The sequence below is a fragment of the Streptomyces sp. NPDC050610 genome (genome assembly GCF_040654875.1).
Lineage (GTDB): Bacteria > Actinomycetota > Actinomycetes > Streptomycetales > Streptomycetaceae > Streptomyces.
In genome coordinates this window covers 276,127-298,382 of the sequence record NZ_JBFAIV010000008.1, presented here as the reverse complement: position 1 = coordinate 298,382, position 22,256 = coordinate 276,127, and the positions used below count along the sequence as shown (strand labels likewise).

At 71.4% G+C, this 22,256-nt stretch carries 20 protein-coding genes and 1 pseudogene; 13 read left to right on the top strand and 8 right to left on the bottom strand.

Annotation, left to right across the window (positions count from 1 at the left end):
- The first annotated feature begins 283 nt into the window (after positions 1–283).
- Positions 284–520 (top strand): hypothetical protein, encoded by a 237-nt coding sequence (locus tag AB0I22_RS13555; RefSeq protein ID WP_363130892.1) that lies wholly within the window; start codon positions 284–286, stop codon positions 518–520.
- Between the two features lie 1,076 nt (positions 521–1,596).
- Here the strand turns inward: AB0I22_RS13555 and AB0I22_RS13550 are convergent.
- From AB0I22_RS13550 to AB0I22_RS13530, 5 genes are all read right to left on the bottom strand, one after another.
- Entirely contained in the window at positions 1,597–2,790 is a 1,194-nt protein-coding gene (locus AB0I22_RS13550; RefSeq protein WP_363130891.1) for an ABC transporter permease, read from the bottom strand.
- Positions 2,791–2,909: 119 nt separating this feature from the next.
- The gene (locus AB0I22_RS13545) at positions 2,910–3,680 is read right to left on the bottom strand and encodes an ABC transporter ATP-binding protein (RefSeq protein WP_363130890.1); all 771 of its coding nucleotides are present in this window, start codon (positions 3,678–3,680) and stop codon (positions 2,910–2,912) included.
- Entirely contained in the window at positions 3,677–5,245 is a 1,569-nt protein-coding gene (locus tag AB0I22_RS13540) for a peptidoglycan-binding protein (RefSeq protein ID WP_363130889.1), read from the bottom strand. The genes AB0I22_RS13545 and AB0I22_RS13540 overlap by 4 nt, the downstream gene beginning before the upstream one ends.
- Positions 5,242–6,195, bottom strand: coding sequence for a hypothetical protein (locus AB0I22_RS13535; protein WP_363130888.1), 954 nt, complete (start codon positions 6,193–6,195; stop codon positions 5,242–5,244). Before AB0I22_RS13535 ends, AB0I22_RS13540 begins: the two co-directional genes overlap by 4 nt.
- Positions 6,196–6,402: 207 nt before the next feature.
- Positions 6,403–6,996, bottom strand: coding sequence for a DUF3152 domain-containing protein (locus AB0I22_RS13530; RefSeq protein ID WP_363130887.1), 594 nt, complete (start codon positions 6,994–6,996; stop codon positions 6,403–6,405).
- Between the two features lie 468 nt (positions 6,997–7,464).
- On the opposite strand from AB0I22_RS13530, the gene AB0I22_RS13525 reads away from it, so the two are divergent.
- From AB0I22_RS13525 to AB0I22_RS13470, 12 genes and pseudogenes are all read left to right on the top strand, one after another.
- Complete coding sequence (locus tag AB0I22_RS13525) at positions 7,465–8,151, top strand: response regulator transcription factor (RefSeq protein ID WP_363130886.1); 687 nt, start codon at positions 7,465–7,467, stop codon at positions 8,149–8,151.
- The gene (locus tag AB0I22_RS13520) at positions 8,148–9,857 is read left to right on the top strand and encodes a HAMP domain-containing sensor histidine kinase (protein WP_363130885.1); all 1,710 of its coding nucleotides are present in this window, start codon (positions 8,148–8,150) and stop codon (positions 9,855–9,857) included. The genes AB0I22_RS13525 and AB0I22_RS13520 overlap by 4 nt, the downstream gene beginning before the upstream one ends.
- Complete coding sequence (locus tag AB0I22_RS13515) at positions 9,854–10,468, top strand: hypothetical protein (RefSeq protein WP_363130884.1); 615 nt, start codon at positions 9,854–9,856, stop codon at positions 10,466–10,468. The genes AB0I22_RS13520 and AB0I22_RS13515 overlap by 4 nt, the downstream gene beginning before the upstream one ends.
- Positions 10,469–10,765: 297 nt before the next feature.
- On the top strand, positions 10,766–11,470 hold the full coding sequence (locus AB0I22_RS13510) for a hypothetical protein (protein WP_363130883.1): 705 nt from the start codon (positions 10,766–10,768) through the stop codon (positions 11,468–11,470).
- A gap of 482 nt (positions 11,471–11,952) precedes the next feature.
- Positions 11,953–12,093 (top strand): lasso RiPP family leader peptide-containing protein, encoded by a 141-nt coding sequence (locus AB0I22_RS13505; protein WP_363130882.1) that lies wholly within the window; start codon positions 11,953–11,955, stop codon positions 12,091–12,093.
- A gap of 217 nt (positions 12,094–12,310) precedes the next feature.
- Positions 12,311–14,182, top strand: coding sequence for an asparagine synthase-related protein (locus AB0I22_RS13500; protein ID WP_363130881.1), 1,872 nt, complete (start codon positions 12,311–12,313; stop codon positions 14,180–14,182).
- Entirely contained in the window at positions 14,163–14,423 is a 261-nt protein-coding gene (locus AB0I22_RS13495) for a lasso peptide biosynthesis PqqD family chaperone (protein ID WP_363130880.1), read from the top strand. Before AB0I22_RS13500 ends, AB0I22_RS13495 begins: the two co-directional genes overlap by 20 nt.
- Positions 14,420–14,830, top strand: coding sequence for a lasso peptide biosynthesis B2 protein (locus AB0I22_RS13490; protein WP_363130879.1), 411 nt, complete (start codon positions 14,420–14,422; stop codon positions 14,828–14,830). Before AB0I22_RS13495 ends, AB0I22_RS13490 begins: the two co-directional genes overlap by 4 nt.
- 145 nt (positions 14,831–14,975) lie before the next feature.
- Positions 14,976–15,596 carry an endonuclease gene (locus AB0I22_RS13485; protein ID WP_363130878.1) on the top strand — a complete coding sequence of 207 codons (621 nt, stop codon included), beginning with the start codon at positions 14,976–14,978 and terminating at the stop codon, positions 15,594–15,596.
- A gap of 350 nt (positions 15,597–15,946) precedes the next feature.
- Positions 15,947–16,654: pseudogene (locus tag AB0I22_RS13480) on the top strand (ATP-binding cassette domain-containing protein).
- 88 nt (positions 16,655–16,742) lie between these two features.
- On the top strand, positions 16,743–19,274 hold the full coding sequence (locus tag AB0I22_RS13475) for an FtsX-like permease family protein (RefSeq protein ID WP_363130877.1): 2,532 nt from the start codon (positions 16,743–16,745) through the stop codon (positions 19,272–19,274).
- A 282-nt stretch (positions 19,275–19,556) separates the two neighbouring features.
- On the top strand, positions 19,557–19,973 hold the full coding sequence (locus AB0I22_RS13470) for an SseB family protein (protein ID WP_363130876.1): 417 nt from the start codon (positions 19,557–19,559) through the stop codon (positions 19,971–19,973).
- Positions 19,974–20,144: 171 nt separating this feature from the next.
- Here the strand turns inward: AB0I22_RS13470 and AB0I22_RS13465 are convergent, their stop codons facing one another.
- From AB0I22_RS13465 to AB0I22_RS13455, 3 genes are all read right to left on the bottom strand, one after another.
- Positions 20,145–20,432 (bottom strand): hypothetical protein, encoded by a 288-nt coding sequence (locus AB0I22_RS13465; protein WP_363130875.1) that lies wholly within the window; start codon positions 20,430–20,432, stop codon positions 20,145–20,147.
- Between the two features lie 82 nt (positions 20,433–20,514).
- Positions 20,515–20,874 (bottom strand): hypothetical protein, encoded by a 360-nt coding sequence (locus tag AB0I22_RS13460; RefSeq protein ID WP_363130874.1) that lies wholly within the window; start codon positions 20,872–20,874, stop codon positions 20,515–20,517.
- A gap of 26 nt (positions 20,875–20,900) precedes the next feature.
- Positions 20,901–22,121, bottom strand: coding sequence for an MFS transporter (locus tag AB0I22_RS13455; RefSeq protein WP_363130873.1), 1,221 nt, complete (start codon positions 22,119–22,121; stop codon positions 20,901–20,903).
- Between the last annotated feature and the right edge of the window lie 135 nt (positions 22,122–22,256).

Here is a 22,256-nt window from a genome sequence, read left to right as displayed (position 1 = left end):
CGCCGAGCAGGCGACGGCCGAACCAACGAACCTGAACACCCGTCAACCCTCACTGACCAGCTGATCAGCAACTCCCGAGCAGCGGGGGAACCTCAGACCACCACGGAGCAGGCGACCGCCGAAGCGAGGCGAGCGGACTGTGATATCAGGCCGCCCGGACCGAGCGCACCCCTGTGCTTCCCCACCCGCATTCCCGCGGGAAGGCCACCATGCCGACGTTGGCTTTCGGCTCACCTCTCTTGACCACATCGAGCTGGTCGGACGCCGAAAGATCATCGAGATCGTGGTTGAAGTCCTCACCGGCCGCATCGCGGACATCCCCGGACGTGAGCTCCACCGGATGCGCACCCATACCGCCGGCGGAGCCCCCACCCGCATCCGCGACGACCGGGCCGTCGCCATGCGCTGCAACCTCAAGACCAACTCCCCCAGCGCACCCCGGCTGATGTGGTGGAAGCTCCCGGACAGCACCGTCGAACTCGGCCGTGTCGCCGCGCACGACGACACCCAGCTCCGCTGAACCCCGCCGCTCCGGGTCCGCGCTCATTCCGCCACGGCCCCGTCGGCGGGCATCGGGACCAGCCGCGCCCGCCCCTCCACCCGCACCGTCGCACGAATGCGCAGATCAGCGCCGTACGCATGACCAGCCAAGCTTTGCGGCTCCTGCCGGGGGCGCTTCCGCCCAACCTGTCCCAGGCCCTCCTCCAGGAGGGCCTTTTCGCTGGTCAGGGGAAGATTAGCGAGAGCGGGGTAGCGGGGGCGTAAGGGGTGGCGGGGGTACTGGCGGGGGCGTGGGCGGTCCGGCTGGAGACGGTTCCGGGCGGTTTCTGGCGGGTGTTCTTCCCGAAAACTTCCCGAAGTTCCGGGACGGTCCCTCCGAAGCCGAAGCCGAATCAGAGGCCGGGCCCATTCAGAGGCCGGGCCCATGACGGGGAGCTGCTGAAGGCCTTCGATCCGCTGCTGGAGCTCGCTCAGTCGGCCGGTGACGCATCGGGCGTAGACGGCCAGGAGGACCGGGACGCTGTTGCCGGCCCACTCGGCGACCCGAGCGGACGGGACGCCGTTGTTGAGCCAGGTAGTCAGACACGTGTGGAACAGGCCATACACGCGTTTACCGACGGCCGAGTTGTGCTCGCGCTCGTCGAGGACAACTTCGCGGGCCTTGTTCCAGCCCCCCGGCGGAAGACGGATCCGGCGAGGAGGCCGCCCTGCTCGCCAGGGAAGAGGAGGTCGCCGGGCTGGAGCCCGTCCTCCTCTACCGGGTCGCGAAGGATGGTGACCGGGGCCGGGCTCCAGGTGACGGAGTCAGCCGGCTCCTTGGTGCAGGCCACCCGGCCGGGTGCGCGCTTGGACGGAATGCCGCGTCCGCCGGCAGCGGGCCCCGCGGGCGCCGCCGCCCCGGAGGGTGCCCGGACGGGACGGACCCGGCCGGACCACAGCGAGCCGGCCTCCCTCGCGGTCGGCCTCGCCGGGGCCTCGACCGCGGTCGTGGGCGCGGGATTCGGCAGCGATCCCGGGGTCCGGCGAGTAACACCGGAGCGGCTCTGGGAAGACATCGCTGTGGTCGCCGCAGGAGCCGTCGTGGGCGGGGCGCGGCTATGAGCGCAGGGCGTCGACCGGTTCCATGCGGGAGGCCCGCAGTGATGGGTAGAGGCCGGCCAGGAGTCCTACCAGGGCTCCGGCGACCGGGGCTCCGAGGGCGAGGCTGACGTCCAGGACCGGTGTCCACTCCTTGGCCGCGGAGACGATCACCACGATGACCATGCCGAGGGCGGCGCCGACGACACCGCCGAGCAGGCCGATCGTCGTCGACTCCACCAGGAACTGGCCGGCGACCTGTCGCCGCGAGGCGCCGAGGGCGCGGCGCAGTCCGATCTCCCCGGTCCGCTCGATGACCGTCACCAGCGTCACGTTGGCGATGCCGATGGCGCCGACCACCAGCGAGACCAGCCCGAGGATCAGGAACATGCCGTTGACGTCGCCCTGCACCCCCTTGCGGGCCTTGGCCGGATCGGGCGGTGCCGTCACGGTCAGGGACGCCTCGGCCCCGGGGGCCAGCGCGATCGGCGCCTGGCGGGCGACCTGGTGGGCCGCGCCGAGCGAGGTGTTGATCAGGACACGGGTCACGGTTCCCAGCCCCATCCGGTCCGCGGCCGTCGTGGGCGGCAGGATCATCGCGGTGGCGAGCTGCTGCTCCCGCTCCACGGCGCCGAGTATCCCGATCACCGTGTACGCCTGGCCCTTCAGGAAGACCGCGGGAGCGTTCTCGACCGAGCTGATACCGAGGAGCCGCGCCGCCTGGTCGCCGAGGACCGCCACCCGGTCGTGCCGGGCGATGTCCCCGGCGTCGAAGAAACGCCCGGCGGCCATCGAGCCCCGTACCGCAGCTGGCAGCGTGGGGGAGGCGGCGACGACCGCCATGGTCTGGCCGCTGATCTCACCAGGAGCGACCGCGTCGTTGGCCCGCACCTCGACGCTCGCGGTCTGCTGGGAGTCGGCGATCGCGGCCACCGACTCGACCCCGGCCAGTCGGCGCACCGCGTCGACCCCCGCCCAGTCCACGAGGGGACCGGAGCCGGCCGCCGCCACGGAGGGCACCCCCACCGTGACCGAAGTGGCGGTCAACGCGTCGAACCGGCCCACGATCTGGTTGCCCGCCGTGGCGGAGATTCCGATGGTGATGACCAGGGTGGCGATGCCCAGCACGGTGCCGAGCGTGGTCAGTGCGGAGCGCATCGGGCGGGCGAGCACCCCCGCCAGCGCCTCGGACCACAGGTCCCGGAAGTCCATCCATGGATACTCGACGGCTCTCCTGGTCCGTAGTCTCCTCCAGACCCGTGCCGTGCCCGCGGAAGCCGTAGCCGCGGCCGCGGCCGCAGCCGTGGTCTGCCGGACGCGTGTCCGGGTCCTCATCGGTACTCCTCGGTGAGCCGTCCGTCGCTGATCCTCACCCGCCGGTGGGCCCGCCGGCTGACCGCCTCCTCGTGCGTGATCACCACCAGGGTCATGCCCTGCTCGCCGAGCCGGTCGAAGAGGGCGAGTACCGACTCGGTGTTCTCGCTGTCGAGGTTGCCGGTCGGCTCGTCGCAGAGCAGCAGGGCGGGTTCGCTCATCAGCGCACGGGCGATCGCCACCCGCTGTCGCTCACCGCCGGAGAGCCGGTCCGGCCGGAAACCGGCCCGGTGCGCCAGGCCCACCTGGCGCAGTGCCCGCTCGGCCCTGGTACGGCGGCCGGCCCGGCCGTGCCCCGGGCCCGGCCGGCGGTAGACCTCGGCCAGCATGACGTTCTCCCGCACGGTCCGGTACGGCAGCAGGTGGAAGGACTGGAAGACGAACCCGATCCGGCTGCCCCGCAGCGAGGTGCGCTCCAGGTCGTCGAGGACGTTGGTCTCCACCCCGTCGAGCCAGTAGGCGCCCGAGGTGGGGCGGTCCAGCAGCCCCAGCGTGTTGAGCAGCGTCGACTTGCCGGAACCGGACGGGCCGACGATCGACAGGTGCTCACCACGCCGCACGCTCAGGTGCACGTCGCGCAGGGCGTGCACCGGCGGCTGGGAGTCGAAGGTCCGCTCCACGCCGACCAATTGAATGACCGTGTCCGCCTCGGGCGCATCGGAGTACGTCCCCGGACCGGGCACGTACGGGCTGGTCGTCGCCAGGCCGCTCATCGGCGTACCGCTCACCGCCCGACCACCACTTGGTCGCCCGGCTTCAGGGTGGCGCCGGACGCCGGGGTGACCTCCACCTGGCCGTCCGCGGAGAGGCCGGCCTCGACGGGGACGTCCACCACCTTGCCGTCGCGTTCGACCTGTACCCGGGCCTTCCTGTCGGCGGACGTGTGCAGCGCGGCGACGGGTACCGTCAGCACCTTGCCGTGCGACGAGCCCACCTCGATGGTGACCTTCGCGGATTCGGCGGCGTTCTTGGCCAGCTTTCCCGCGGGCACGGAGATCTGTACCGGTACGGGAGCCGAGGCGCCATCGCCTTCACCGCCCGGGGTCCCGTGCTGCTTGTCGGTGCCGGCCGAGTCGTCCTTCGGCACGTCGGCGCCGAGTGCCACCACCTTGCCGTCGGCCTTCGTGCCGTCGGTGGACTCCACCCGCGCCGCCATGCCCTTGTGCAGCAACTTGGCGTCGTCGGCCGGGACCACGGCCCGTACCACGACCTTGGAGCTGGTCACCGTGGCGACCGCTCCGGTGGGGGTGTCTCCTGTCTTCACGGGCACCTTGTCGAGGCGGGCCGGAAGCTCCGGCAGGAACACCAGCTCACCGGCGGGGACCTTGGTTCCGTACGCGGCCTGGAAGGCCAGGAGCGCGGAGTTGGCCGCGTCCAGTTGCTGCTTTGCCGACTTGAGTTGCAGCTCAGCGGCTTTGCGGCCGGAGCCGGAGCTGGAGCTGGAGCCGGAGCCGCCTGCGGATCCACTGCCGGACGTTCCACTGCCGGACGGTTTGTTGTCGGATGGTTTGTTGTCGGGCGACCCGTGCCCGGAGGTTCCGTTCCCGGAGGTTCCCTTCCCGACCTGCCCACTGCCCGATCCGCCACCGCCCTCCCGTGCCGCGAGGAGCGCCTGCTGCGCGTTGGTCACCGCCGCTTCGAGGGTCCCCAGCTGCTGCTTGTCGGCGACGGTGGGCTCCATGGCCCGGTAGCCCTTGCTCTTGTACCAGCGGCTGACCGCCGCGGCGTCCGACTGCCCGTACGTCCCCTTCGCCGAACCGGGGTTGAAGCCCAGCCGTATCAACGCCCGCTGGAGCTGCGTGACATCCTCCCCGGAGGCGCCGGGCCCCAGGGTCCGGTACATCGGCACGGTGCCCCGCAGCACCAGGACCGGCCGCCCGCTCACCTGCATCAGTACGTCGCCCTCCCGCACCTCCGCCCCGGCCGCCGGCGCCTTCGTGACCCGCTGGACGACGCTGCCGCCGCCCCCCGCGTCACCTGCCCCGGAGTCCGGGGAGCCGACGGGCCCGGCCAGGGTCACGCCGCGCGACGACGCGAACTCCACCGTGCCCTGGGCCACCACACGCGCGGTCAGCGAGCGCCGCTCGACCGCGACGGTGACGGGACCGGCTTCGGGCGGCCGGTGCGCGGCGGCGGCGTCCGCGGGCGACTGCATCCGCGATCCGGCGAACCAGCCGCCCGCGCCGACCAGCGCCACCGCGGTGACGACGACGCTCAGCTGTCCGGAACGGGTGGCGAGCAGCTTGCGGAACCGTCCGGCGAGGGCGGCGTCCGGCTTGGTGCGCTGCCTCACCCGGCACCGCCACCGCTGGTCGGGGCCTTCAGGAACTTCGGGAAGTAGGCGGCCCGGAACTCCTTGCCGCACTTCAGATCCCGCATAGCCAGCTGAATGTCCTTGTCGAGCAGGGGGAGTGCCTCCTCCTTGCTCAGCGACTTCTGCGAACCCTGGGACTTCTGTGAACCCTGGGAGTCCTGGGAGCTCCCCTTCTCGTCGACGGGGACGATGCCTCCCGCGCCGGGCGGAGCGGACGCGAGCGCCTGGAGCTTGACCATGTCGCCAATGCCGGTCGGCTGCGTGGTGGTGACGGAGACGCCTTCCTTCTTCAGGCACGAGGCGTACGTCTGCGCCAGCGCGACCAGTTTCGGATCACCGTTGAGAGCCTGCGCGTTGGCCTGGTTCTGGCTGGCAGTCGTGGTGCTCCGCTCCTGGACGGACGCGGAGCCGTAGACCTTCTTGTCGGCCTCGCCCTGACAACCGGTCCAGTTCTTCTCGCCGGTCTTGGCATCCGGGGGCCCGCCCAGCACCTTGCTGTACGCGGTCTTCTGCTCGGGGGTGAGCGTGTTCACGTAGTCCGCGTTGGGCGTCCGGTCCGAGTCCCGCTGGGCGGCCGTACGGCCCGACGCGGCGGCGTCATTGGGGTAGACGACGCCCGCGTAGACACCGAAGCCGTACTTCTGCCGGTACTTCCTCGTCAGCTTGTAGTCCGCCCCATTGGTGGCCCAGGAGTCGGCGGGGTCCTCGGGGGCTACGGGGGTGTAGGTGAATCCCTGTTTCTTCATGCAGGCCGCGATCGCGTTCTCCAAGAGGTACTTCTTCTTGAGGTCGGCGTTCGCGTCGGCGGGCACGTCGAGATGCCCCGACGATCCGGCCGCGGTCGTTCCACTGTCCGAGGAGCGGGAGTCCGCGCCGGTGTCGTTGCCACAGGCCGCCAGCAGGGGCAGCAGACTCACCGCGGCCGTCACGGCCAGCCTTCGGGCAGTGCGGGATCGAGTCATGTACGTCCATCCGATCAAGAGAGAGGGGAAACCAGGAGGGGGATGGGGAACGCGAAGGGGGCTGTCTGCGAGCCCTGAAGAACGCGGAGTTCACAGTGGTGCCGGCAGTTCATGGCCGTAGGTTCGCTGTATGACCAAGCTGTAACGACCGGCCACCGCGGCCGCCGACGACGGTCACACGGGCGGCCCGGTGACGAAGCGGCCGTTCTTGTCGTAGGGCCAGGCGTTGGCGACGCAGCCGTGCAGGCCCTTGATCTGCTGCATCATCACGGGGGCCAGTCGTCCGGGGGCCGCGCAGGTCACATGCGAGTGGCCGAGGAAGTGGCCCATCTCGTGGTTGATGATCAGCGCGCGGTAGTCGTGGATCGGCCCGTCGAAGGTGGGTGAGCCCTTGACCCAGCGCTTGAGATTCACCACGACCCCTCCGGGAACCTCGCAGTTGTACTCGCCTCCGGTGTCCTGATGGATGCCCGCCCAGCACAGGGCGTCGGCCGTCCCCGGTGTCGCGATCTTCACCGTGAGGTCGTGCGGGGCCCCGGCGCTCACCAGCCGGAACGCGGTACCCGGGTCATGGGTCCAGCCCCGCGGGGCGGCGAGTATCGCGGCGATCTCGTTCGCCGCCTGGGACGGCGAGAGGTCGAGGCCGCTCTCGACCTCCACGACGTAGCGCAGCAGGCGGGAACCGCTGCCCACCGTCGCCCCGCTGGCCTGGGCGGTGACGAACGTCCCGCTGCCCGTAGAGGGGACCTCGGTCTCGGTCCGGCTCACGGTGGGAGTGGGGGTGGGGGTGGGGGTGGGCGTAGGGGTCGGTGTGGGAGTGGACGCGTCGGTGAGGCGCGTATGCCGCGGGTGCGGCGCCCCGCTCGAAGCGTCGCTGCGCCCGCCCGGCAGAAAGTACGCCGCCGGAATCAGCAGGCCGGCGGTCACCAGCAGGGCGGTCAGCAGGATTCGACCCCGGCTGCGCGGCTGTCTCCGGCGCCGGGAGGACCGGCGACGGCGGTCGGCGCGGTGATCGGGCGTGGCGGTGCTGCCGGTGGGAGCTGCGGATGGTCGCTGTCGTGCTGAACGCATGGCAGCTCAAACTGCTCATCCCAGATGATCGCCATGAGCCGGTATTGTCGCGAAAGGATAACGAAAACCTGTGCCTGTCGGCCCGTTGTGATCATTGTGTAACGGGGGCCGGAGAGCGGCCTTCCGTGGGACGGCGGCACCATCCGGCCTGCTTACACTGCCGAAATGTCACGGGTTCTGCTCATCGAAGACGACCAGGATGTCCGCCTGGCCATCCAATTGGGCTTGCGGCATCAGGGCCATGACGTCGTAGCCGTGGGCACGGGCGAGGAGGGGCTGGAACAACTGCGCCCCTTCCAGCCGGACGTCGTCGTACTCGACCTCATGCTGCCCGGCATCTCCGGCCTGGACGTCTGCCGCCGGATCAGGGACCGCGACATGGTGCCGGTCATCATGGTGACGGCCCGCGGCGACGACATCGACGTGGTCGTGGGCCTTGAGGCGGGCGCCGACGACTACGTGGTCAAGCCCGTACGGGCCCGGGTGCTCGACGCGCGAATACGGGCCGTGCTGCGCAGACAGAGCACCTCGCTGCCGGACGGCACCCGCCCCAGGACGGAGACCCACGGCGAGCTGGTCCTCGACCGCGCCGGGCTCGTCGTGACGCACCGCGGCGACGCCGTCGCCCTCGCCCCCTCCGAACTACGGCTGCTGCTCACCCTGTCGGCCTCGCCCGGCCAGGTGTTCAGCCGCCAGCAACTCCTGGAAGCCGTCTGGGAACACAGCTACCACGGCGACATACGACTCGTGGACGCCTGCGTGAAGCGGCTGCGCAACAAACTCGCCGAGGGCAGGAAACCCCGCTACGTGCAGACCGTACGCGGATTCGGCTACCGCTTCGGCACCTCATGAGCGCCCGCGGATCCGCGCGCCGGCGAAAGACGACAAGGCCGCGCAGAACCGTGCCGGAATCCCCCACAGCCCCCCTGACCGGCAAGGCCCCCGCAGCCCCCACAGCCCCCACGACCGGCGAAACCCATACGACCGGCGAAGCCCCCACGGCCAGGGATTCCCCCGCCGCCGCGCCGGGCACCGCCCTCCGGCGGTTTCTGCGCGCGACCCTGGTCCGCGTCCCGCTCCCGCTGCGCGGCCTGCGCCCCCGCCTGCTGACCGCTTTCGTCCTGGTAGCCGTGGCCAGCGCCCTGGGCACCGGCGCCCTCGCCTTCCGCGAGGCGCGCACAGGGGTGCTCCAGCAGAGCCAGGACTCCGTCATCCGCCAGTTCCGTACGAGCGTCGACGCGATCGCGCCCTACATCCCCGCTTCCCCCGACCGGTCGGAGCTCCAGTCCGTCGTGAACCAGGTGCTGTACGCCAACCGGTCCTCGGGCTGGCGGGTCATGGCCACCTACGGCGACCACCGTGCCTCCGCGCCGAGCGCCGGTTTCGGCGGGCTGAGCCCCGAACTGCGCCGGTCCGTGGCCGACAAACGCGCCACGGTGTTCCAGCGGGTGAACATCGACGGCCATCCTCGTCTCGTCGTCGGCATGCCCGTCACCTCCACCTCGGGCGAGGACGCGCAGCCCCGGCTCTCCGGACTCGTGCTGTACCTGGAGGTCGAGCAGAACGCCGAAGAGGGATACATCAAGGCCATGGTCAGCGGCATCGAGCGGGCGACCCTGGTGGCCCTGTGCCTCGCCGTCGTCCTCGCCCTGCTGGCCGCGAGCGGCGTACTGCGTCCCGTGCGGGCGCTGCGCCGCGCGACCCGCCGGATGGCCGCGGGGCACCTCGACGTACGGCTGGACGTCACCGGCTCCGACGAACTGGCCGACCTCTCCCAGTCGTTCAACGAAACCGCGGCCGAACTGGAGCGCACCATCAAGGAACTGCACCGCCTGGAGGCCCAGGGGCGCCGCTTCGTCGCCGACGTCTCCCACGAGCTGCGCACCCCCCTGGCAGCGATGTCGGCGGTCACCGACGTACTGGACCCGCAGGAACGGGAGGGTGAGACCGGCGAAGCGCTGCGGCTCATCAGCGAGGGGACGAACCGGCTGAGCGTGCTGGTGGACGACCTGATGGAGATCTCCCGCTTCGACGCGGGAGCCGCCGAACTCAACCGGGACGAGATCGATCTGGCCGAGTCCGTACGGCGCACTCTCGCCTCCCGTGGCTGGCAGCGGCAGGTGGAGACCCGGCTGCCCGGACCGGGGGTACTGCGCGCCCGCGTCGACCCGCGCAGGCTCGACGTGGTGACGGCCAACCTGGTCGGCAACGCGCTGCGGCACGGAGCGCCGCCCGTGCGGCTGACCATGGGCGTACGGGACGAAGGGACCGGCACGGCGTGGGCCGTCATCGCGGTCGGCGACAACGGACCGGGGATCGCCGAGGAGGCCCTGCCGCACATCTTCGAGCGGTTCTACAAGGCGGGCACCTCCCGGACCCGGAGCGAGAGCAGCGGCCTCGGCCTGGCCATCACGGCGGAGAACGTGCGCCTGCACGGAGGGCGCATCCGGGCGGCGAACCAGCCCCACGGCGGCACGATGTTCACCGTCGAACTCCCCCTGCACCACGCGGACGCGGACGCCCCCACCCCCACCACTACCGCAGGGGGCGCCCGATGAAGGACTCACGGCGGGCGGCACGCCTGCTGCGCGGGCTGGGGCTCGGGCTCACCGCGACGCTCATGCTCACACTCACGGCGTGCGGCGTCCCCCAGTCCGGCGTCATCGAGGCCGGTGAACCGGCGAGCGGCATGTTCTCCGCCGGCTCGCAGTCCCCGACACCCGCGACCGTCTCCCTCTTCTTCCTGCGCGACGGGAACCTGACGGCCTACCCCCGCCGAACCAGCGGCGCCGCCGACCTCCAGGCCGTCGTACGCCTGCTGTTCGAAGGGCCGACCGCGACCGAAGCCGCGACCGCCACCACGCAGCTGCCCCGCCTGACGGACACACCGCAGCTGACGACCGGCGACGACGGCATGTTCTCCATCCGCCTCCCCGGCGAGGCGGCCCCGCTGAGCCGTCAGGCCATGCGCCAACTGGCCTGCACGGTGAAAACGGTGAACCGGACAGCTTCGCCCGTCGTCGCATCCGAGGCGGAAGCAGTCAGCGGCACCGGACACCCGTTCGCCGCACGCAGCGGCCTCCGGATACTCGGGGACGGATGGACGATGACGCAGTCGGACTCCGAGTGCCCCGCCACTTCCCAGCCGCAGGAACGGCCGCGCCACTGACCACCATCGGCTTACTGGTGCTCCGACGCCGTACGGGTGGATGCGAGGCGCGTCGGCGCCCGGTCCGGGGTTTGGAGCGGCAGCGGAGCCAGGGCGGCCTTGGCAAGCCATTCCACCCGAGACGCGGTGCGGCATCGATAGTGCACTACACGGGGTAGTCTCTATAACTGCACTGCACGGTGTAGGTTCGGGGTCGTGAATGCGCCATCACCCCATGGCGTGAGCCGGGCTCCGGTCCGACGTGTTCACCGGCAGAGCCCGCCGCGCCGCCGTTCCGTCATGAGGAGAGGAACCCTCGTGCCTCAAGCACCCGCCCTCATCGGCAACCTCGCCGCTTCCGTCGTAGGGCGCCGAGCCCAGGTGCTCGACGTTCGCGAACCCGTCTCCGGCTTCCTCGAACTGGAACTGCACGCCGCCGCGCCGCCCGGCGGCTGGCATCCCGGCCAGGAGATCCAGTTCCGTGTCAGCCCCACCCTGGCACGCCGCTACACGGTGCGAACGGTAGGCGGCCCGGACTCCGAGCGCATCAGCGTCCTCGCCGCCACCGAGGCCGCGGGCCCCGGCACGGCCTGGTTGCGCCACCTGCGCCCCGGCAGTGAAACGACGGCGCTGGCCGGGCGGTACAGACCGCTGCGCGAGCATGGGACCCGACGTCTCTATCTCGGCGACGGCTGTGCCATCGGCACCCTCGACGCCTGCGCCCGGCGCGGCGACGCGTCCGTCGTCGCCGTCGAAGTGCCGGCGAATACCGTCCCGTTCCTCGCCGGCCGCTGGCCCCAGTACCACTTCCTGCCCGCCGGGGAGGCTCCGGGCGACGCGCTCCAGTCCTGGCTCGAACGATCCCTCGGAGAGAACGCGTTCACGGACCTCGACGGCGCTCTGCTGCTCGGCCACGCCCAGTCCATCCAGCGCCAACGGCGCGCGCTCACGGACAGCCAAGTTCTGCCGCGCCGAGCCATCACCACGAAGCCGTACTGGGCCACCGGCAAGCAAGGGCTCTGACCGGCAGACGGCACCCCATGCCCCCGGGACGGGCCCGCCCATGCGGTGAGCGTTCCGCGCGGGGGCCAGGGCTGGCGGTACTACGCGCCCGCCACGACACCCTCCGCGTCGACGGATCCGGCGCCTGCCGCTGGATCGCGGAACGGCTTCGCCCGGCTCCACGCCTCGGCCGGCCGTGCCGATCCGTCCGTCCGTCTGCGGGCCGGTGTCCATGACGTTGCCGCAGAGGTCCGGTGAGTCGTGGTCTGGATTTCTCACCTCCCCCGTGATTACTCTCTGCAATGCCCGGGCAGGATCACCAACGGTTGGGACAGGACGGGGTCCAGTGAGGGGCATCCCGCTCTGACGTGCTGTGTTTATGCCCTGGAGGGTCACTCTTGGGCATGGCGTTCACGGGGGGATCTAGCGCTGCACACCTCCTCTGTGCGTCACTTTGTGTAGCGGGCGGATTCGCCGCCCGCGTGAATCGGAAGGTGACCGTGATGAGCGAGACGCTGCACATCGAACCCGCCGACGCCTACGAGACCCCGCTGCTGGCCGAGGCCGGCGACTTCGCCGAGCTCACCCAGGGCCACGGGTACGACTGGCCCGAGGGCGGTGGCTCGCGGCGCGACCGATGGTAGTAACCAGGCCGGCGCCTCGGTAGCCGCCGGTCGAGGCGCGGGTGCCGGTGTGCGGCCGCTTCGGCGGTGCGGATCGGTGCCCGTCGCCTGCCCGTCGCCTGATCGGGGCGGGCCGGGGGGCCGGGGGCCGCGTGATCACGCGGCATACGTAGTGGTGGCGGTGGCAGGGACACGGGCGGGACGCCGGGGGGCGGTGTCCAGGGAGGAGCGCGGGGATATGTCGAGTACGGCATCGGGGTACTGGTTCGTGGTGCTGCCGGACGCGGAGTTTCCGCCGGGGCTGCTGGCCCGGTTGCGGGATCGGGCCGCCGACGAGGTGGCCCACCCGTCGGGGCGGCCGTGGCTGCTGGGCGCCTGGGCGGCTGGGCAACTGGCCCTGGCGCGGGTCGGCGACCGGCTGTTGGCCCTGTTCGGCGAGGCGTCGGCGAGCGCCGCCGTGCTGAGGGTCCGGTTGAAGAGGGCGCGGACGCTCACGGGCCTGGAGAGCGCGCTGGTCGGGGTGCACGGCAGCTTCCACGTGGCCGCGACCATGGCGGGGCACGGGTACGTACGCGGGAGCGCCTCCGGGGCCCGGCGCCTGTACCAGGCCGATGTCGGCGGGGTGACGGTGTGCGCGGACCGCGCCCGAACCCTGGCCTGGCTCGTCGACGCACGGCCGGACGCCGCGCGGATCGCCGCGCACCTGGCCTTCCCCCAGCTGCCGCACCCGCTGGCCGGGGCCTCGATGTGGAGTGGCGTGGAGGCCGTGGCTCCGGGGGACGCGCTGTGTACGGAGCCGGGCGGAAGAGGACGTACGGCCGGGTGGTGGCAACCGCCGCCTGATGTGCTGCCGCTCGCCGAGGGGGCCCGCGAACTGCGCGATGCCTTGCGGGAGGCCGTCGCTCTGCGGGTGCGGCCGGGCCAAGTGGTGGGGGCCGACCTGTCCGGAGGCATGGACTCCACCTCCCTGTGCTTCCTCGCCGCCGAGTCCGGCGCCTCCCTGGTCACCGCGACCCTGCACTGGAGCGCCCCTGGCAACGAGGACCGGGAGTACGCGCGTTACGCCGCCGAGCGGCTGCCCGGAGCCGAGCCCCTGGAGTTCGTACCCGCAGACCTGCCCGCCTGCTTCGCCGGCCTCGACGAACCCCGCCATCCGCTGGAGGAGCCCAGTTGCCTCCTGCGGGACCGGGCCGTGCAGCAGCGCTTGGCGGGCGAGTTGCGCAGTTGGGGCGCGGTGCTGCGGCTGTCGGGGCACGGTGGTGACCACGTGGTGATGCCTCCCGTCTCCTACCTCCACTCCCTGCTGCGGCGCAGCCCGCGCGCCGCGTTGCGTCAGACGGCCGGGTTCAAGGCGCGCGGCCGATGGCCGCTGGCCGCCACCGCCCGCCTGCTGCTGGGCCACCGCTCGTACCCCGCCTGGCTCACCACGGCCCAGCGCCGGCTGCGCGAGGGGGCGCCGCCCGGCGGGGCACCGGAGGTCTGGGGGCCGTATCCGCGTCTCCCGGTCTGGGCGAGCGCGCAGGCCGCCGAGCAACTCGCGGCGCTCCTCGGCCGAGCCGCCGAGCGGGAGCTGCCGCTGGCGTCCGAACCGGGTCGGCACGCCTGGATCCATCAGATGCGCGAAGCCGGACGCGTCGCCGCCCTGCTGCACGAGGCTGGCACCGAAGCGGGCCTGCCCGCGCACAGCCCGTTCTGCGACGACGCCGTCCTCGACGCGTGCCTGTCCGTACGGCCCGAGGACGCGGGCAGCCCGTGGACGTACAAGCCGCTGCTGGCCGCCGCGATGGACGGGCTGGTCCCCGGCCGCCTGCTGAACCGCACCTCGAAGGACCATTGCAATGCCGAATGGCACCAGGGCCTCAAGACCCATCGTCGCCACCTCGCCGTCTGGGCCGACACTTCCCTCCTGGTCGCCGCCGGCGCCGCCGAGCCGCGCGCCCTGCGGCAGGCCCTGCTCAGCCCCGGCCTGAACACGGGCGGCGCCGCCGAACTGGAGAGCACCCTGGGCGCGGAGGCGTGGTTGCGCGAGGTCGCCGCCCACCCCGAGCCCGCCTACCTCGCCGCCCGCCGTCCTCAGAAAGAGCCCTCCGTTGACACGACTGCGCACTGACGTCGCATGCTGTCCCACCGAGGACGGCATGGTCCTGCTCGACGAACGCGACGGCCGCTACTGGCAGCTCAACGCCACCGGGGCCACCATCGTCCAGGCCCTGTTGAAGGGCGCCACCCCGCAGCAGATCGCCGATGGGCTCGCCGCCGCCCGCCCCGTCACACCGGAGCGCGCCCACGCCGATGTCGCCGCCCTCATCGACCACCTCACCCGTACCGGCCTGGTGGTGGCGGCCCCGTGAGCCAGGTCCTCGACACCGGGCAGTGCCGACCGCCGCTGGGCCGGCGCCTCGCCGCCCGTACCGCCGTCGGCGCGGCCCGGCTGCTGGCCCGGCTGCCGCCTCGGCGCCTGCGCGCCGTCCTCCGCGTCGCGCGGCGGGGCGCATCGCCCGCCGACTACGCCACCGCGCTGCGGGCCCGCCAGGACGTGACCGCGGTGAGTGTCCTGTGCTCCGGGCGCTACTGCCTCCAGCGCTCCCTGGCCACCGCCCTGCTGTGCCGCCTCGGCGGCACGTGGCCCACCTGGTGTACGGGCGTACGCACACCGCCCTTCGCCGCCCACGCCTGGGTCGAGGCGGACGGCCACCGCGTCGGCGAGCCCGAGGAAGCCGCCGACTACCGCACCCTGCTCACCGTTCCTCCGACTTGACCGGCGCGTTCCGCGCAGCTCGCAGACTTGCAGAAGGGAGGAGAGCGAGGCCCCGTGGCGGCTCTCCGGCGGATGGGGGTTTTGCCGGTGATGTTCCGTATAGGGCGGGTACCAAGGGTGGGGACAGAGGAAAGGAGTTCCCACCATGCCGCGAACCACCCAACGCGAGACCGTCCGCGAGCTGCTCGACGAGCACGGCCGTACGTACGCCCACGAGGCGGGCATCCGGCTCCGGAACACGCCACAGCCGCTCTACCGGCTGCTCGTACTCTCCGTGCTGCTCAGCGCCCGCATTCGCCACAGCATCGCCGTCGACACCGCGCGGGCGCTGTACGAGGCGGGGCTGCGCGATCCCCGGCGGATGGCCGAGGCCAGTTGGCAGGAGCGGGTGGACGCCCTGGGGCGAGGCGGTTACCGGCGCTATGACGAGAGCACCGCGACACAGCTCGGGGACGGCGCCGAGCTGCTGAGGGACGAGTACAAGGGGGACCTGCGCCGGATGCGGGACGCCGCGGACGGAGACCTCGCCGAGCTGCGCCGACTGCTGCGCAAAGTGCCGGGGCTCGGCCCCGTGGGCGCGGACATCTTTCTGCGCGAGGCCCAGGGCGTCTGGCCCGAGGCCGCGCCCTATCTGGACGCCAAGGCCCTCCAGGGCGCGCGCCGCCTCGGGCTCCCGGACAGCTCGAAGGCCCTCGCCCGGCTGGTGGGCGAGGGCGACCCGGCGGTCTTCGCCGCCGCGCTGGTGCGCGTGGCCCTGGAGAAGTGACCTCGCGCGGGAGCCGCCCGGCACGAGGCAAGACGATGGTGCGCGTCCGCGCTGAATCTGGGTGCGTGACCGCGAGTTTCGTCCACGGCAGCGCTCTCTGCGCGGTGCGCTGCCGCTTCACGCGCAAAACTGAATAGGGGTCAGCCAGCTTGAATCTAGGGCTAGTTGATCGCTCCTGTGTAATCCACGGGCAGGAGATCCGAGTTGCCGGATCAGACTTGAGGCGTACGAGGAGACCGAGCGCCAGAGCGATGTCACGGGCTCGCGGGAGCCCGAGCATGAACAAGGTCAACGTGTGCCGAGCCCGTATCTCCCGTCAGCTCGGCTCGGACCGACAGGAGTACCGAGTGATGACCACTGCCACCGTGCCCAGCGCCCAGGGCGTGGGCGCTGTCGCTGTCTCCGCCACAGAGCTGACCAAGGTCTATGGCGAAGGTGAGACCCGCGTCACGGCCTTGGACAGGGTCTCTGTGGACTTCCGCCGAGGTGGGTTCACCGCGGTCATGGGGCCGTCAGGATCCGGCAAATCGACCCTCATGCATTGCATGGCAGGGCTGGACACCATCTCCGGCGGCTCGGGGCGTATCGGCGACACGGAGTTGAGCCGGTTCAAGGACACGGAGTGAGCTGGCTCAAGGACGAAGACCTCACGCGATTACGCCGCGATCAGATCGGCTTTGTCTTCCAGGCGTTCAACCTGTTGCCGACGCTCACTGCCCTGGAGAGCATCACCCTGACCATGGACATCGCCGGGCAGAAGCCCGCCCCGGCCTGGGTGAGTCAGGTGATCGAGATCGTCGGTCTCGGCAAGCGGCTCTCCCACCGGCCGGCCCGGCTCTCCGGCGGCCAACAGCAGCGGGTGGCCGGCGTCCGCGCCCTGGCCGGCCGACCCGAGATCATCTTTTGCCGACGAGCCGACGAGTCGCCGAGCCGCCGCGTACGCCGGCCGGCTGGTCTTCCTCGCTGACGGCAGGGTGGCTGACGAGACGGTTCCGGCCAGCCCTGATGCCGTGCTGGAGCGGATGAAGCTCTTTGACCCCAAGGTCCACACCGGCTGAGGGCGCGCGTCCAGGCCGCCCACTCCTCCTTGGGAACCCGCTCACCTCTTGGGAAATGGAATCGATGTTCCGCATTGCCTTACGCAACATGGTGGCGCACAAAGTCCGTCTGCTCATGACGATGCTGGCGGTGGTCCTCGGCGTCGCCTTCGTCGCGGGCACCCTGTTGTTCACGGAAACGCTCAGCAAAGGTCTGAAGGATTCATCGTCCAAGAGCTTCAAGGACGTGTCCGTCGCCGTGCGGCCCGCCGACCGCGATACCAGCGCCACCACCGTCTCCGGTCAGAGACGCACCGGGGTTCCCCAGAAGGTCTACGAACGGCTCGCCGGCCTGCCGACCGTCGATGCCGCCCGCGGCACGGTCACCGGATTCACCGGAGTGGCCGACCAGCACAATGATCTGATCGGCAACGGCTTCATCAATCAAGGGGGCAACTTCGCCCCGGGACGTAACGGCGCGGACAGCCGCCTGCACTTCACCACGGGGCGCGGGCCAGGCGGGCCGGACGAGGTCGCACTGGACGCCAAGACCGCGGAGAAGGGCGGCTACTCCCTCGGCGACATGGTGCGCGTGTCCGTCGACGGTCCCGTACTGACCAAGAAGCTCACCGGCGTCTTCACCACCGAAGACGGCATGGTCGCCGCGGGCGGAAGCCTCACCCTCTTCGACACCGCCACCGCGCAACAGCTCTTCCTGGGACGCGACCTCTACCAGCAGGTGGAACTCAAGGCCCGGCCAGGAACCACACAGGACCAGCTCCGCGCCCAGGTCGACAAGGCCCTCCCGACCGGGAGCGGCTTGCAGGCGGTCACTGGGAAGAAGCTGGTCGACGACCAGGCTGCGGCCGTCTCTTCCCAGACCAGCGAGATGAACAAGGTCCTGCTGGCCTTCGCCGGGATCTCGCTCTTCGTCGGCATCTTCCTGATCGCCAACACCTTCTCCATGCTCGTGGCACAGCGCACCCGCGAACTGGCCCTGCTCCGCGCCGTCGGCGCCACCCGCCGCCAGGTCACCCGCTCGGTGCTGATCGAGGCCGGTGCGGTGGGGGCGGTATCGGCGGTGGTAGGCATCGTGTTGGGGTTGGGCGTCGCCGCGGGGCTACGGCCGCTGCTCAACGGGGCAGGCGCCAGGCTGCCGGACAACCCGCTGGTCATCACCCCTGGTGCGATCGTCATCTCGCTGTTGGTCGGCCTCGGCATCACGGTGCTCGCCGCCTTCCTGCCCGCCCGCCGGGCGGCGAAGATTCCGCCGGTGGCCGCGATGAGAAGCGCGGACGCCCCGCAGACACCGCGTCGCCTGGTCGTCCGCAACATCATCGGCTCGGCATTCGCCGCGCTCGGTCTGCTGCTGATCGTCGTGACGGTAGCCGGCGGACCGGACAACAAAGGCGCTTTGCTCGTCGGCGTCGGTGCGGTGCTGACGGTGTGCGGTGTCATCGTTCTGACCCCGCTGCTCTCACGGCCGTTGATCGCCGCGATGGAGCCCGTACTCCGCACGTTCGGCGTCGCCGGGAAGCTGGCCCGGAAGAATTCGGTGCGCAATCCGCGGCGCACCGCCGCCACCGCGACCGCCCTGATGATCGGCCTCGCACTGACCAGCGCCCTCACCGTGGTCACCACCTCGCTGGAAGACAGCATGAAGAAGGCCGCGACCGACGGGCTGCAGGCGGACTACGCCATCCAGATGGCGAACTTCGAGCCGCTCGCACCCTCGGTGGTCAGCGAGGTCGGGCAAGTACCCGGAGTAAGCGCGGTCGGCGGGGACAGCAAGGTCAGTCTGCGTATCGATGGGACGGCCCGTACGGTCGAAGCGACGGATGGGGCGGCTTTCCGCGAACTGTTCGCCGTGAAGACCGTGCGGGGCGATCTCGGCAGCCTGGAGAAGGGCGAGATCGCGGTTTCCGAGGAATTCGCCGCGGACGAGAACCTGAAGCCCGGAGGCGTACTGAAGGTCGGCTACCCGGACGGGAAACAGGACCGCGTGCGGGTCGGCGCCGTCTATGCCAAGAACGGCCTGCTACCAAAGTTGATCATCAGTCAGGAGCTGGTGGGCCCGCATCTGTTCCGGGCCGGCTATCAGACGGTCTACGTCAAGGCCGGGCAGGGCGGAGCCGGCGACGCGGTACAGGACGGGATCAAAAAGGCCCTCGGAAACAGTCCGATGATCCGGGTGAACACTCAGGACCAGTTGTTCCGCGATGTGAACAAGCAGGTGAACCAACTGCTGTATATGGTCTACGGGCTCCTCGGCATGTCCGTGGTGATCGCGGTGATCGGCGTGGTGAACACCATGGCACTGTCGGTCTTCGAGCGTTCGAGGGAATTCGGAATGCTCCGCGCGATCGGTTTGGACCGTGCCGGAGTGAAGCGGATGATCCAGCTGGAAACGCTGGTGATCTCACTGCTCGGCGCGCTCCTCGGCCTGGCCATGGGGACGTTCCTGGCCTGGGCCGGTGGCAAGGTGGCTCAGGCCGCTTTCGAAAAGTACTCGATGCACATGCCGTGGGGCAGCTATGGGATCTTCCTCGTCCTGGCCCTGGCGACCGGTGTGCTGGCGGCTCTCTGGCCGGCCCGTCAGGTGGCCCGGCTGAACCCCTTGGAGGCCATCAAGGCCGAGTGATGCGGCGGAGCGGAGCGTGCAGGCCGTCGAGGGAGGGCCAGGAGGAACGGCGCAGGGCAGGCCCAGTGCCGCGCTGAAACGAGAAGCGCGTTCACGAAGATCGCCCCCGTCTTTCGGGCGGCAGGCGCCGCGAAGAGGCAGCGACGGTCGCGCCCCGACGATCTTGGGGAAGGGCCAGGGTGCATAGCCGGGCTGAAGGCGGGTACGCGGGGGGCTTGCCGTGCTGTGCGGCGGTCGCTCAGGGCCGCTGCCCGACCCCCTACGCGATGACAGGACTTTCCCATGAACACGCCCATGGACCTCCCCTCCGACAATGGCCTCTCCCCCGCCCAGCAGGCGCTCAACGCCCTCTCCGAGAACGCTCAGGACGTGGCGGCGCTGGACACGTTGGCCGGGAGCGACGTGCTGATTCCCGTTCCCGATGAGCTGAGCGACGCGCAGGAGCCCGATTCCGGGGACGTGGTGCTGCCGATCATGGAGCAGCCGGGCGGGGCGCAGTTGGTGCCCGTATTCACCTCGGAGTTGCGCATGGCCGAGTTGCTGCCGTCCATCTCCCGCTACCGGATGGTGCCGCTCGGCACCCTCGCCTCGCAGTGGCCCGCCGAGGAGCTGTCGCTGGCCATCGACGCGAGTTCGCCCGGGGGTCTGACCCTCGACGCCCAGGGCGTACGGACGTTGCTGGTCCGGCCGCACGGCTGAATCCGCGCGACCGCACTCGCACAGCCGCGCCACACAGCCGGGCGCGCACAAGTCCGTGCGGCTACGCACCTCCGCGCGTACGGCTATGCCCGTACGACCGGACGCGCGCGGCCGAGTTCCCGACGGGGCGGGGCCGGGTCTCATCCCGGCTCCGCCCCGTCTCGCGTCCCGTTACTGCTCGGGACCGGCGGCCGGTTCCGGGGCCGGGCGGGTGCGGCGCGAGGTGAGGAGCGCCAGGAGCCGGGCCATGGCGCTCGGGCGGCGCGCGGCCGGAATCGGTGCTTCCTTTACGGGACCGGGCTCGGGCTCCCCAGGCTCCCCCTCCCCCTCCGAAGCGGGGGCAGAGGCCGGAGCCGGGGCGGAAGCAGGCTCAGGAGGGGCAGGGGAAGCGGGGCGGTGGGCCAGATAGGACTGGGCGCGCAGATAGCCGTCCAGTCTGCGCCAAGGGTCGGTGGGCATGGTGCCTCTTCTGCTCTGTCGTACCTGTCGAAGCGAGGGGGCCGGCGGCTTCCCCGCCCGTACGGGCGGGACCGCGGTCCTCTCAGCAGCGCAGGACGACGCAGCGGGCGCGGGCGGCGGCGATGGCGGCCCGGTCGGGGCGGCGCGCCGCTCCGGCCCGCTGGGGAACGGACGCGCGGACGCGTCGGCGCCCCGGGCGCGGTTCGACCCGGCGGCCGGCGCGGCCGGGGCAGGCGGCGCGCCGCTGCCCGTCCGCGCACGTGGCGCTCTCGTCGGTGAACCGCTCGGCCTCCACCACCGCGGCGGCGGACTGCGCCGGGCCGGTGGCGGCGGCGCGCGCCACCAGGGGCTCCGCGCCGCACAGCGCGAGCAGTGCGGCGATCAGCACGGCGGCGGCAGCCCGCGCGGCGGACCGCCACACAGGTCCACCCCACCCAGTCATGCACCAAGAGTAGTCAGCCGACTACCCTAGGCGCGCTCCTTCGAATGGGGGAGAACACCCACGACGAGACCCGCCAGAGCCGCCACGACCCCCACGGCGGCCACGGCGGGCCAGCCGCCGCTTCCCCAGGCCAGCGAGCCCGCGAGCGAGCCGATGGCGATGCCGAGGAAGCGGAGGGTGAAGTAGAGGGTGTTGAGGCGGTTGTGGGCCGACTTGTCCAGCGTGAACAGGGAGGTCTGACAGACGACCTGGCTGCCCCAGACGCCGATGTCGAGGACGACGACTCCGGCGATGAGCCAGGTCAGATGCGTACCGCCGGGCAACAGCAGCAACCAGCCCGCGATCACGGTGACGATGAGGGCGCCCATTCCCAGGCGCGGGCCGAGGCGGTCGGCGAGCCGTCCGGCGGCCGGTGAGGCGAGCGCGCTGGCGGCGGCGACCAGGCCGAAGAGGCCGACCTCTGTGGAGCCGTAGTGGTAGTCCTGTTCGAGCAGGAAGGTCAGGGCGGTCCAGAACGCGCCGAACGCGATCCCCACCAGCCCGCCGGAGATGGTGACCCGCCGGATCAGCTGGTGGGACGCGAACAGCCGGGGCAGCGACGCCAGCATCGTGCGGTAGCGGACGGTGCCGACGGGCGGCGCGGACGGGAGTACGCGCCAGAGCACGCAGGTCATCAGCAGGGTCAGCCCACACGAGCACCAGTAGACGGCGCGCCATCCGGCCAGTTCGGCGAACGATCCGGAGTACGCGCGCGACGCCAGCACGCCGATCAGCAGCCCGCCCTGGATGGTGCCCACGACCCGGCCCCGGCGCTGGTCGCCGGCGAGCGCGACGGCCAGCGGCGCGACCAACTGCGGAATCGGGGAGAGCAGGCCGACCAGGAAGCTCGCGATGATCAGCCACCACGCCGTGGGCGCCACGGCGGACGCGGCCAGGGCGACGGTGGAGGCGGCGCCGAGGCGCAGGATCAGGCGGCGCCGGTCGTGGCTGTCGCCGGCCGGGACCATCAGCAGGATTCCGGCGGCATAGCCGAACTGGGTGGCCGTGGGGACGGCCCCGAGCGCCTCGGGGCTCACGTGCAGGTCCGCGGCGGCCGACCCCAGCAGCGGCTGGTTGAGGTAGACGTTGGCGGCGGTGACCGCGCTGGTGACGGCCAGCAGCACGGTGAGGGGGCGGGTGAGCCGGCCGGGTCCGCCCGCCGGATCGGTCAGGTCGGCCAGGTCGGCGGTGTCCGTCGAGTCAGCCATGCCGGGCCGCCCCTCGCCCGTACGCCGTGCATGCGTATGCCTCGGGTTCGGCTGCGGGGTGTGCGTACGTGGTCCTACGGGCCGGGCTGGTGCGAGCCGGGGCGGCGGCGGGCGCGCGTGGTGGTGCGGGGGGCG

Excerpts from the sequence above, each read along its gene's own strand:
- AB0I22_RS13550 (WP_363130891.1), bottom strand. The coding sequence starts at position 2,790 with ATGGACTTCCGGGACCTGTGGTCCGAGGCGCTGGCGGGGGTGCTCGCC.
- AB0I22_RS13485 (WP_363130878.1), top strand. The coding sequence starts at position 14,976 with ATGCCGCGAACCACCCAACGCGAGACCGTCCGCGAGCTGCTCGACGAG.
- AB0I22_RS13470 (WP_363130876.1), top strand. The coding sequence starts at position 19,557 with ATGAACACGCCCATGGACCTCCCCTCCGACAATGGCCTCTCCCCCGCC.
- AB0I22_RS13525 (WP_363130886.1), top strand. The coding sequence starts at position 7,465 with ATGTCACGGGTTCTGCTCATCGAAGACGACCAGGATGTCCGCCTGGCC.
- AB0I22_RS13465 (WP_363130875.1), bottom strand. The coding sequence starts at position 20,432 with ATGCCCACCGACCCTTGGCGCAGACTGGACGGCTATCTGCGCGCCCAG.
- AB0I22_RS13500 (WP_363130881.1), top strand. The coding sequence starts at position 12,311 with ATGTCGAGTACGGCATCGGGGTACTGGTTCGTGGTGCTGCCGGACGCG.
- AB0I22_RS13475 (WP_363130877.1), top strand. The coding sequence starts at position 16,743 with ATGGTGGCGCACAAAGTCCGTCTGCTCATGACGATGCTGGCGGTGGTC.
- AB0I22_RS13515 (WP_363130884.1), top strand. The coding sequence starts at position 9,854 with ATGAAGGACTCACGGCGGGCGGCACGCCTGCTGCGCGGGCTGGGGCTC.
- AB0I22_RS13460 (WP_363130874.1), bottom strand. The coding sequence starts at position 20,874 with ATGACTGGGTGGGGTGGACCTGTGTGGCGGTCCGCCGCGCGGGCTGCC.
- AB0I22_RS13520 (WP_363130885.1), top strand. The coding sequence starts at position 8,148 with ATGAGCGCCCGCGGATCCGCGCGCCGGCGAAAGACGACAAGGCCGCGC.
- AB0I22_RS13455 (WP_363130873.1), bottom strand. The coding sequence starts at position 22,121 with ATGGCTGACTCGACGGACACCGCCGACCTGGCCGACCTGACCGATCCG.
- AB0I22_RS13505 (WP_363130882.1), top strand. The coding sequence starts at position 11,953 with ATGAGCGAGACGCTGCACATCGAACCCGCCGACGCCTACGAGACCCCG.